The sequence below is a fragment of the Youngiibacter fragilis 232.1 genome (assembly GCF_000495435.3).
GTDB classification, from domain to species: domain Bacteria; phylum Bacillota; class Clostridia; order Clostridiales; family Clostridiaceae; genus Youngiibacter; species Youngiibacter fragilis.
This window is the reverse complement of sequence record NZ_AXUN02000218.1, coordinates 17,638-28,343: the sequence shown is the minus strand read 5'-3', so window position 1 is coordinate 28,343 and position 10,706 is coordinate 17,638. Positions and strand designations below refer to the sequence as shown.

The window sequence follows — 10,706 nt, the reverse complement described above, 5'->3', positions numbered from 1 at the left end:
AGTTTTGAGGGAGCATATCTCCCATGAACGAAACCTGTTTCGTTCAACAGACCATTATATGGTTTTTTTGGCTTCATAGCTCAGTTGGTAGAGCAGAGGACTGAAAATCCTCGTGTCCTTGGTTCAATTCCGAGTGAAGCCACCATGGCGCCATAGCCAAGAGGTAAGGCAGAGGTCTGCAAAACCTTCACCACCAGTTCAAATCTGGTTGGCGCCTCCAAATAAGAAACTCCCTAAGGCAAATGCTTTAGGGAGTTTCTTATTTTACTTCAAAGTTTGGAGCTATAAGGGTAGAATTGTATGTAAGGAATATGCGGATGCTTTTTACGGAGGAAATATATGGGATATGACTTTGAGACTATCGTAAACAGACACGGTACGGGATCTGAAAAGTACAATCAGATGAAGGAATGGAATCCAGCGGTGACTGATGATATTGTGCCATTTTCAGTAGCTGACATGGAGTTCAGGAACGCCCCTGAGATCATTGAAGGGCTGAAAGAGTACCTTGATGATGTCATACTGGGCTACGCTGTTCCTACAGACGGGTACTACAATGCTGTCTGCTCCTGGATGGAGAGGAGGCATGGATGGAAGATAGAGCCTGAGTGGATAATCGGGTCGCCAGGCGTTGTACAGGCATTCTACAATGCAGTCAAGGCAATTGCAGAACCAGGAGAAGGCGTCATCATCATGACACCTGTCTACTATCCTTTCTATGGAGCGATAAAGCAGACAGGAAGAAAGATCGTAAGGACCTCGCTTGTAGCCAGAGGGGAAAGATACGAGGTCGACTTTGACGAGCTGGAAAGGCTTGCATCAGAACCGGGGAACAAGGTCCTGCTATTCTGCAGTCCCCACAATCCTGTAGGCAGGGTATGGGAGAGAACTGAGCTTGAGAGGATATCTCTGATCTGCCTGAGGAATGGTGTAACTGTAATTTCAGATGAGATACACAACGATCTTGTGATGCCGGGATTCAGGCATACGGTATTCGCAGCCTTGTCTGAAGAGGCTAAGAACAACTGCATCGTATGCACTTCACCAAGCAAGACCTTCAATCTGGCAGGAATGCATGTGTCGAATGTCATAATCCCTAACGCCGCACTTAGAAAGAAATACCAGGAGGAACTGGACAAGACCGGATTCTTCTCATTGAACATGCTGGGATACAAGGCCTGTGAGCTGGCCTACGACAAGGCTGAGCCCTGGCTTCTGGAGCTTCTAGATGTAATTCACGGGAACTATTTGGCACTTAGGGATTTTATCGCTGAAAAGCTTCCTGAAGTCAGGGTTTATCCACTGGAGGGCACTTATCTTGTGTGGATGGATTTCAGGCCGCTGGGGATAGATGCCCTGGAGCTTGAAAGGATACTGCATATGGAGGCCATGGTATTCTTCGATGAAGGGTATGTATTTGGAAGAAGAGAGGGTGCAGGCTTTGAGAGGATCAACATCGCCTGTCCTAAAAAGGTAATGCTGGACGGGTTGGAAAGAATGGCAAAGGCATTGAGGAAACACTTAAGCTAACGAACTGTTCTTAGGAGGTGCAATACCATGATAGAGATGATAGCCGCCAGCATAGAGGATGCCCTTACGATAGAGAGGGCAGGTGCTGACAGGATAGACCTTCGTACCGCGTTTTCAGAAGGCGGACTGACTCCGAGCTACGGACTCATAGAGCAGGTGGTAAGGAATGTTTCGATTCCTGTGCATGTAATCATCAAGCCACACTCGAGAGGATATGTATACAGCCAGAGGGACCTTGATGTCATGAAGGGCGATGCCTGGATGATAAGCGAGCTTGGATGTTCAGGCGCAAGCATTGGCATACTTGATCAGGAAGGGATGCCTGATATTGAAGCCATCGACTACGTGTTGGGAAACACAAATCTGAAATTCACCTTCAACAGGGCAATCGACAGGTCAACTGACCTGATGGAGTCGCTGGAGGTTCTAAAAAGGTACGACAGGTGTCAGGAGATACTGACTTCAGGTGGGCCAGGTTCAGCGTTCGAGAATTTCCGTACACTTAAGGAGATATCTGACAGGAAGGGCAGGCTGGGTCTGTTCATCGGGAGCGGTGTTGAGTACCACAACATACAGTTTCTTACAAAGTCGCTGAAGGGGTGTCATCTGCATATGGGAACAGCCATAAGGAAGGGTGAGAGGCTTAATCCGGTCGACCTTGATGACGCCAGGGAACTGGTTGAGAAATACAGGCTTGCTCTACTTGGACAGTAGAAAGTTATTATCGAATTAACAGCGGCATGACATTGCCATAATGATAAGAAGGTAGAATTGGCTCATAGGGAGGTGCGGAATGAACTTCTTCACACATCTTGGAATGGCCGATACTATCTTTGAAATCCTGGACGGTGACATTCTATTGGACAGGAAACAGTTCAGGTACGGGAACATACTGCCTGACCTGGACAAAAGAGTCAACTAACCCTCGACTGAAGTCGAAGGCATGAGGAGCGATCCTTAAGGCCTGGTTGATTAGCCTCAGTGCTTCGGCACTACGTTGTTTTTGTCATAACACCCACGGACGTCCATCCTAATCCGTGGCACTGTTGCCTGTGATTAAAAGTTCTCTTGGGTTAATGGGAACGGTGTTTCAGGCGTAAAAAGCAATTACAACATTGGCGAAGGATGCCAACTGGCAATTTTGCCGGAATTATGTACTTAACTACATCAAGAAAGGGGTGCCGGTTTGGTCTACATTTTAAGTAAAAATGGAAATCCACTTATGCCTACCAGCCGGCATGGAAAAGTGAAACATCTGTTGAAGGATGGCATGGCAAAAGTGGTAAGAAGGACACCTTTCACAATACAGCTGCTGTATGATTCGCCTGAGTATACTCAGCCAATCACCCTGGGAGTAGATGCAGGAAGCAAGGTAGTAGGCCTTAGCGCAACTACTGAGAAGAAAGAGCTTTTTGTCTCAGAGATAACGCTCCGGGATGACATCCCAGAGCTTCTATCAACACGAAGACAGAACCGAAGAACAAGGAGAAACCACCTTCGCTACAGAATGGCAAGGTTTCTTAACCGCACCGCATCGAAAAAGGAAGGATGGCTTGCTCCCTCAATCAAGCATAAGGTAGACAGCCACTTGAAGGTAATCGGGAATGTACACAGGATACTGCCCATATCAAGGATAGTGATTGAAACAGCAAGTTTCGATATCCAGAAGATCAGGAATCCTGAGATCAGCGGGAGAGAATACCAGCAGGGCGAACAGCTGGGTTTCTGGAATACCAGGGAATATGTTCTCTGGCGGGATAAACACGAATGTCAGCACTGCCATGGCAAATCAAAGGACAGAATATTGAATGTTCATCATAAGGAAAGCCGGAAGACAGGAGGAGACTCTCCCGGTAATCTGGTCACCTTATGCGAGACATGCCAAAAGAGCCATCATGAAGGAAGGATAAAGCTTAAGCTCACTCCAAACAAGTCATACCGCCATGCAAGTTTCATGGGCATCATGAGATGGTATGTATACAACAGTCTTCAGGAACTGTATCCAGAGGTTTCAATGACCTATGGCTACATCACAAAGAACAACCGTATAAGGAATAACATTGAAAAGACCCATAGTGCTGATGCCTACTGTATCAGCGGCAACATGAATGCCATAAGAATCGATGAGATCTACAATCAGGTGTTCAAGAGGAAGCACAACCGCCAGATACACAAGGCGAACTTTCTAAAGGGCGGAAAGAAAAAGCTGAATCAGTCCGCTTACGAAGTCAAGGGATTCCGCCTGTTTGACCATGTGAGGTACAGGGACGAGGACTGCTTCATTTTCGGAAGAAGGATATCTGGTTATTTTGATTTACGAAAGCTGGATGGCTCGGTTGTCCACAGGAGTGCAAGCTTCAAGGAACTAAAACTGTTGAAAAGACAGAATACCATACTAATCGAACGAAAGGGGTGTAATCGGGTTCTCCTCTCATGACTGAAGTCACGAGTCTCCGAACTCCAATGTTTATGAACAGGATGAAGCACACCTTCGATGGAGGCATTAGGCTTGTCGAAGCTGTTTGCAGCTCATTAACCTCCGAAAGGATAGATATAGATGATTTTTCAAGGAACCTTGGAATAATCACTCATTTTGAATGTGACTTTTTCTGCAGATATCACCTTGATGACGATAGGCATGATGACTATCTCCCCCACTTCATATATGAGGCGAGGTTGCATCTGGAATATCTGTCATCAGGGGATTTCCTGAGGTTCAAGGAGGAGGTCCATGTCGCGGATGTGAGGAGTCTTGTTATCGAGCTTCGTAAAATGTATGAGAAGGGTGCATCATCCTTTGAGAATGACTTACTGTTTGCAATTGGTGCAGCCGTAAGCACATGCGGGATCGTTGTAAGGCAGCAGGCCTTGTCGGGATCTGGATTCCATAGGGAAAGCTTTTCGGCTGTCATGACCAGATGAGTCATTGACAGCCTTTCTGCGCTCATAGATAATGTTGAGTATAGGCGCACTTACAGTGCAGAGGGGCATAAGAGTGCGGTGTTATGGAGGTGCAGGATGGCACAGGACAAGCTATTGAAGGAGCTCTCTGAAAGATTTAACCTTAACGGCAGCGGGAGCAACATACACGGGGATATTGGAGGCTTCTGGTTCTCAATGCATATCGACCAGAGCAACATGCTCAACCTCATAACTTCCGTTGATTACGGAGGAAAGGGAAGGGAATCTGACATCAGGGAACATCTGGAGTCATTAAGGAAACCATACAGGCTCTCGTACAAGCTGGACGGAGGTCATGCCATCAGGTTGGTCCTTCCAAGGTCCATGTCAGTTAAGACGACTGTAGAAAAGGCCATTGAGATCCTTGAGTCAGTAACAGGTGGATTCAAGGCTTTGGGATTGGCTAACTCGTGCTACAATTGCGGAGCGATTGGAAGATATCACGCATATTCTATCGGCGGAATAAGCACTGAGATCTGCGGAAGCTGTGTAACCGGAATCGAGGAGGAGTACCGGAACGAGAAGGAAACCCTTATGGTTTCAGGGAACTATTTCACAGGTGCGATCGGAGCTATAATCGGAGCGCTTCTCGGAAGTGTAGTATGGCTCGTCATATCATATTTTGGATTCATAGCTGCAATCGCAGGGCTTGCAATGGCATACATGTCCTATTACGGCTACAAGCTGCTGAAGGGCAAGGTTGGGCCGGTAATGCCATTTATCATAGCAATATCTGTTATAGTCTCTATAATCTTCGCAAATGTCGTTGAGGTTGCCCTCAGCCTTTCATATGCAGGCTACGGACTTACCGTTGCAGAGATTGTGACCATAGCGCCAAGGGCACTGTTCGACAATGAGATGTTCTATGTTGCTGAGGTGTGGAAGAACATAGGGCTGGGACTTCTTTTTGGAGTCATGGGAAGCTACAGGGTAATAAGGAATTCGATGGATGAAGCGAAGTTCAAGAGATATGAGATCGAGAGGACAAGGCTTTAGAAATGTTATGAGCCGCTGCGGTTTGCAGCGGCTCATTTTAGAACATGTCGCGTTTTTTAAGTATCCAGGAAACAATCAGCGTCGCTGCAAGTATCAGTGCCATTACAAAGCCGAATCCGTATGGGTTATCAGCCATTGGCATGTTCCTGACGTTCATTCCGTAGATACCGGCTATTATTGCCGGTATGTTCATTACGATCGTCACTGCAGCAAGGAACTTCATTACTGCGTTTACGTTGTTCGATATTACGGAGGCGAAGGCATCCATGGTGCCTGTGATAGTCTCGGAGTATATGGTGGCCATTTCGATAGCCTGCTTGTTGTCTATTATGACCTCGTCAAGGAGGTCCTGGTCTTCCTCATACCTGTTGACAAGATCCAGCTTCAGAAGCTTCTCAAGTGTCACCTCGTTTGACTTCAGCGAAGTGTTGAAGTATACGAGGGACTTCTCAAGTGAAAGCATCTGTATAAGCTCCTTGTTCTGCATTGACTTGTACAGCCTCTTCTCAATGAGGACACTCTTCTTGTCGATCTGTCTGAGATAGAGCAGGAAGTGCATGGATACCCTCTGAAGGAGCTGGAGTATGAATCTCGACTTCTTGAAGGTGAAGAAGGATTTCATCTTTCCGTTTATGAAGTCGGTTATTATCTTGGAATTCTTTAGGCAGACCGTTATGAGCTCATTCTCAGTGTGAATTATCGCGAGAGGATAAGTGTCGTATACCAGGCTGTTGTCCTCCATCTCAGTGAACGGAATGTCAACTAGTATCAGGTGGACCTTGTCCTCGATGTCAATTCGGGAGCTCTCCTCGTCGTCCAGGGCAGCGTTAAGGAATTCGATAGGCACTCCGGTCTTCTTTGAAACAAGCATGAGTTCCTGCTCAAGAGGAGCCACCAGGTTTATCCATGATCCAGGTTCAAAGTTCGTTATCTGCTTCAATCCACCCTGTGGAGTCATGTCGCTTTTGTATATTGCAATCATCTCAAGCACCTCCTAAGCCTTAACAGGCTATTTTATTATACCCCAAGAGCTTTGTCATTTCCATAGTGCATGGCAGCCAGTCACAAGACTAAATGGCTTTATTGCGATTCGATTGGCGCTGCAATCGATTACTTCGCTGATTGGGAATTTCGACCAAACGGACAGGTTCGAAAACAGGCGAAAACGTGAGATAACAGCATGTGGAAGCATGCCAGATGCATAAATCGGAGGCTGAGGCTGAAATAAGATGTTTTAAGCCGGAATCAAACGAAAGAATCTTTGCGTAACAAAGGGATTGTATGTATAATACTTTTATTGGGTCCTGCGGATACTGCGGGAACAGGCTCCAACGAGGGAGCTGCAAACATCGGAGGAAGTATGGCTTGCATTTACAATGAAAAAGTGGAGAGAAAAGGAACCCCCTTGCTTCTCGGTCTTATAGCGCTGACTCTGTCGTTTCTTATTGCCTCATACCTGTCAAAGGCAGCAGGCGTATCTGGAACGTACAGGCTTATTTTTGATTCAGCACTTGTCATGGGATTCCTGTACCTGATGTACGGGTCATTCCACATGTCAAAAGAGTGCTACAGGTATTCCATAATAGCTGATGACCTTCTGATACACAGGATGAACGGTGATACGCCTCAGCTTGTGGAGAGGGTAAAGGTATCGGACATCAGGTATTTCGGTGAGGTAGGCAAGAATCCAGTTGTGTCAAGAGTCAGGGGAAGCAACTACACATGTGAGTTCATGAAGGGCAGGTATTGCCTGGTATATGAGGATGGAGGAAGGGAAAAGAAGTTCTTCTTCAAGCCCAGCGCATGCATGATAGGAAAGATACATAATTCGATGAAACTATACAGTTAGTTATGGGCCCGGCTTGCCGGGCTCTTCTTGTTATATAAGCGAAGTGTGAAGTATAATCTAAGAGGAGGCTCTGGCCTTATTTGATAGAAACGGAGAAGCTTATGGGAAAAGGGACAGTCATTGTAATAGAAGGGACTGACGGATCCGGAAAGCAGACCCAGTCTGAGAAGCTGTATAAGGCACTTCTCGAGATGGGCCTTAAGGTAAGGAAGGTTCAGTACCCGGATTATGATTCAGAGAGCTCTGCACTTGTGAAGATGTACCTCAGGGGTGATTTCGGCATGGATCCCGAATCAGTATCCCCATATGTGGCATCCTCATTTTTCGCAGTGGACAGATATGCATCATTCAACAGGAGCTGGAAGGAGTTCTATGAGGATGGCGGAATAGTGATCGCCGACAGGTACGCTACCGCTAACATGGTTCATCAGGCTTCAAAGATAGCAGATGAGGGTGAGAGAGTGAAATTCCTTGACTGGGAATACGACCTTGAATTCAACATGTACAGGATTCCGGTTCCGGACATAGTGTTTTTCCTGGATGTTCCTCCTTCAGTGTCAAGGAGGCTTACCGCTGACAGGAAGAACAAGATCACCGGTGAGGACGAGAAGGACATACATGAGAGCGACCTGCACCACATGGAAAGCTCATACCAGAATGCCCATTTCGTTGCCGACAGGTACAAGTGGGAGAAGATCATGTGCACCCATGGCGGGGAAATGAGGCCCATAGAGGATATATTCTCAGAGATACTCGGGACTACAGTGGCAAGGCTCAGAAAGACAGGAGCCATACCGTGCAAATAAGTTGACACTTATAGTATAATAGTATAAACAGGGTTCAAAAGAACCCGTATCTGGAGGTGGAAGAGATGAAGCTTATCATAGCCATAGTAAATGACGAGGATGCGATAGATGTCATTGACCTTCTCAACGAGAAAGGTTTCAGGGTCACGAAGCTCGCCACCACAGGAGGATTCCTGAAGTCAGGCAACACGACGCTTATGATCGGAGTTGACGAGGACAAGGTTGAGATAGTGCTTGGAATCGTCGAGGAAACCTGCAGGACAAGGCACCAGGTGATAACCAATCCGTCGCCTCTGTCCACGACCACCGGAGTCTATGTTCCATATCCGGTGGACATTGAGGTGGGAGGAGCCACGATATTCGTCGTGGACGTCGACCAGTTCATAAAGATCTGAATCGGAGGGTATTGTGATGATTGGTTTCGACAAGCTTAAGGAAAGGTTCTTGAAGGCCATTTCGAGCAATACCCTTTCCCATGCCCATATCATAGTAGGACCTGACGGTATCGGCAAGTCAGCCTTGGCAGAATACCTTGCGAGGGAGATTCTGGGAATCAGGGGAAGGGACTCTGTGGACATCGTGAGGGTCAGGCCTGAGAAGACCACTGTTACAGTGGGACAGATCAGGGATGTCGTCGTTGAGGCCTCCCTCAAGCCATACGAAGGCGAGAGGAAGGTCATTATAATATATGAGGCTCACAGAATGGGAAGGGAAGCCCAGAACGCTATCCTTAAGACCATTGAGGAGCCAAATCCAGGCGTGTACTTCTTTTTGCTGACAGACAACGAGATGTTCCTTTTCGAGACTGTGAAGTCAAGGTGCCACATGCACAGGCTGCTGCCGTTAACTGACCAGGACATGAGGAAGTATGTTGAGGCTTTCGTACATTCATACAACAGGAGTGAGGAAGACCGCTTCAGGGAGGAATCCCTGAAGAAGGAGATTGAAAAATCCAGGAAAAAGGTGGAGCCTCAAAGGACCCTCAAAGTATCGAGAGAGAGCGTCGAGGAAGTGGTGTCGCTGTCCAGGGGAATTCCTGGAATTTCTGAAAACATCATACTCAAGGGCATGAGGGAAGACTCCCTGGACCTTTCGGTGAATATCCTTAAAGCGCTCGTCGAGGCAAGAAGGAGCAGGGGAGCGGACTACTTCAGGGTGCTGAAGCATCTGGATGCTGTCTCAGCAGCGGATCTGCCTGACTTCATAGATGACTTCGCCTATGCGGTTGATTGCATACTGAAGGAAAAGGCCATGTTCATCAATCCCATCAAGGACAAGACCCTGATGGAGGACATTTCATTTCTCGCGAGGGAAACTACCTACAGCACCCTTCAGAGATATCTCGACATCCTTTATGGAATGAGGAGATATGTGATGCCGGGGCTTAACATAAACAAGGAGACCGTGGTCTCCAATCTCATGCTTAGATTATTGGAGGTTTAATCATAAATGGTAAAAGTAGTCGGAGTCAGGTTCAAGAAGGCTGGCAAGGTATATTATTTCGACCCTCTTGAATATGACGTAAAGAAGGATCAGCCTGTGATAGTCGAGACAGCAAGGGGTATTGAATTCGGGCAGTGTGTCATCGCCGGCAAGGAGATAGACGATACTGAGATAGTTTCTCCGCTTAAGCCTGTCATAAGGGTGGCTTCTGAGGCTGATATAGAAAGGAACAGGCAGAACCAGACAAGGGAGAAGGAGGCATTCCCCCTTTGTGAGGCCAAGATACTTTCACACGGGCTTGACATGAAGCTTGTGGATGTGGAGTATACGTTTGATAACAACAAGGTCATCTTCTATTTTACTGCTGATGGAAGGGTTGACTTCAGGGAGCTCGTTAAGGACCTTGCTACCATATTCAAGACGAGGATAGAGCTGAGGCAGATAGGTGTCCGTGACGAGGCCAAGATGATCGGTGGAATAGGCCCCTGCGGAAGACCACTGTGCTGCTCCACATGGCTCGGCGATTTCACATCGGTTTCCATCAAGATGGCAAAGGAGCAGAACCTCTCGCTGAACCCGACAAAGATATCAGGTATCTGCGGAAGGCTCATGTGCTGCCTTAACTATGAACAGGATGCCTATGAGACAATAAGGAGAAAGTTGCCAAGAGTCGGTTCCATAGTAAACACCAGCAAGGGCAAGGGTGAGGTAGTCGGTAACAGTGTGGTCAAGGAGAATGTAAAGGTCAAGCTCAACTATGTCACCGAAGAGGTCATAGAGACCTTCAGCATATACGAGGTGGAGCTGCTGAAGGGTCATTATGAGGACACCTTTGACGAGAAGGACATTAAGATCGACCCGAGTTCCGTAGATAAAGAGGACCTTAAGCTAATCAAGAAGATATTGAAGGACGAGAAGTAATAAAAACAGGGGGAATCAACAGGAGATTAGCATCTTTTTTGTTGGTTCCCCTTTAAAAACTGTCAAAGGTTGTGTACAATTAATTAAGCTTTTCAATTCCGATGAATTTGGTCGGATAATTTAATCTTTTGTTCAGATATTGCATGTAGAATTGGTATAATATATTTGTGGACAGCTTAGGAGAGGACTAAAGGGTAAGA

General features: G+C 46.8%; 12 protein-coding genes and 2 tRNA genes. 13 read left to right on the top strand and 1 reads right to left on the bottom strand.

Annotated features, from left to right (window positions below; all coding sequences use genetic code 11):
- Positions 1-69 precede the first annotated feature (69 nt).
- The 8 genes from T472_RS16990 to T472_RS16960 all read left to right on the top strand — a co-directional run bounded on the left by T472_RS16990 (position 70) and on the right by T472_RS16960 (position 5,487).
- Positions 70-145 (top strand) — tRNA-Phe (locus T472_RS16990).
- 1 nt (position 146) lies between these two features.
- Positions 147-220: transfer RNA gene (locus T472_RS16985), tRNA-Cys, on the top strand.
- A gap of 119 nt (positions 221-339) precedes the next feature.
- Entirely contained in the window at positions 340-1,530 is a 1,191-nt protein-coding gene (locus T472_RS16980; RefSeq protein ID WP_023387451.1) for a MalY/PatB family protein, read from the top strand.
- 27 nt (positions 1,531-1,557) lie between these two features.
- Positions 1,558-2,244: a copper homeostasis protein CutC gene (locus tag T472_RS16975; protein WP_023387452.1), complete on the top strand. Its 687-nt coding sequence runs from the start codon at positions 1,558-1,560 to the stop codon at positions 2,242-2,244.
- Positions 2,245-2,323: 79 nt separating this feature from the next.
- Positions 2,324-2,452 carry a hypothetical protein gene (locus tag T472_RS20545; protein WP_023387453.1) on the top strand — a complete coding sequence of 43 codons (129 nt, stop codon included), beginning with the start codon at positions 2,324-2,326 and terminating at the stop codon, positions 2,450-2,452.
- A 264-nt stretch (positions 2,453-2,716) separates the two neighbouring features.
- Positions 2,717-3,967: an RNA-guided endonuclease IscB gene (gene iscB, locus T472_RS16970; RefSeq protein ID WP_023863741.1), complete on the top strand. Its 1,251-nt coding sequence runs from the start codon at positions 2,717-2,719 to the stop codon at positions 3,965-3,967.
- Positions 3,968-3,999: 32 nt separating this feature from the next.
- Positions 4,000-4,452: a hypothetical protein gene (locus T472_RS16965; protein WP_023385065.1), complete on the top strand. Its 453-nt coding sequence runs from the start codon at positions 4,000-4,002 to the stop codon at positions 4,450-4,452.
- A gap of 96 nt (positions 4,453-4,548) precedes the next feature.
- On the top strand, positions 4,549-5,487 hold the full coding sequence (locus tag T472_RS16960) for a hypothetical protein (RefSeq protein WP_023385068.1): 939 nt from the start codon (positions 4,549-4,551) through the stop codon (positions 5,485-5,487).
- Positions 5,488-5,524: 37 nt separating this feature from the next.
- On the opposite strand, the gene T472_RS16955 is transcribed toward T472_RS16960, so the two are convergent.
- Positions 5,525-6,469 (bottom strand): magnesium transporter CorA family protein, encoded by a 945-nt coding sequence (locus tag T472_RS16955; RefSeq protein ID WP_023385070.1) that lies wholly within the window; start codon positions 6,467-6,469, stop codon positions 5,525-5,527.
- A 315-nt stretch (positions 6,470-6,784) separates the two neighbouring features.
- On the opposite strand from T472_RS16955, the gene T472_RS16950 reads away from it, so the two are divergent.
- The 5 genes from T472_RS16950 to T472_RS16930 all read left to right on the top strand — a co-directional run bounded on the left by T472_RS16950 (position 6,785) and on the right by T472_RS16930 (position 10,506).
- Entirely contained in the window at positions 6,785-7,336 is a 552-nt protein-coding gene (locus T472_RS16950; RefSeq protein ID WP_207643988.1) for a hypothetical protein, read from the top strand.
- 101 nt (positions 7,337-7,437) lie between these two features.
- Positions 7,438-8,142 (top strand): dTMP kinase, encoded by a 705-nt coding sequence (locus T472_RS16945; RefSeq protein WP_052011847.1) that lies wholly within the window; start codon positions 7,438-7,440, stop codon positions 8,140-8,142.
- Between the two features lie 65 nt (positions 8,143-8,207).
- A complete protein-coding gene (darA, locus tag T472_RS16940) occupies positions 8,208-8,537 on the top strand; it encodes a cyclic di-AMP receptor DarA (RefSeq protein ID WP_023385083.1) in 330 nt (109 codons plus the stop codon).
- Positions 8,538-8,553: 16 nt separating this feature from the next.
- Positions 8,554-9,585: a DNA polymerase III delta subunit-related protein gene (locus T472_RS16935; protein ID WP_023385085.1), complete on the top strand. Its 1,032-nt coding sequence runs from the start codon at positions 8,554-8,556 to the stop codon at positions 9,583-9,585.
- Between the two features lie 6 nt (positions 9,586-9,591).
- Positions 9,592-10,506 carry a PSP1 domain-containing protein gene (locus tag T472_RS16930; RefSeq protein WP_023385088.1) on the top strand — a complete coding sequence of 305 codons (915 nt, stop codon included), beginning with the start codon at positions 9,592-9,594 and terminating at the stop codon, positions 10,504-10,506.
- The last annotated feature ends 200 nt before the right edge of the window (positions 10,507-10,706 follow it).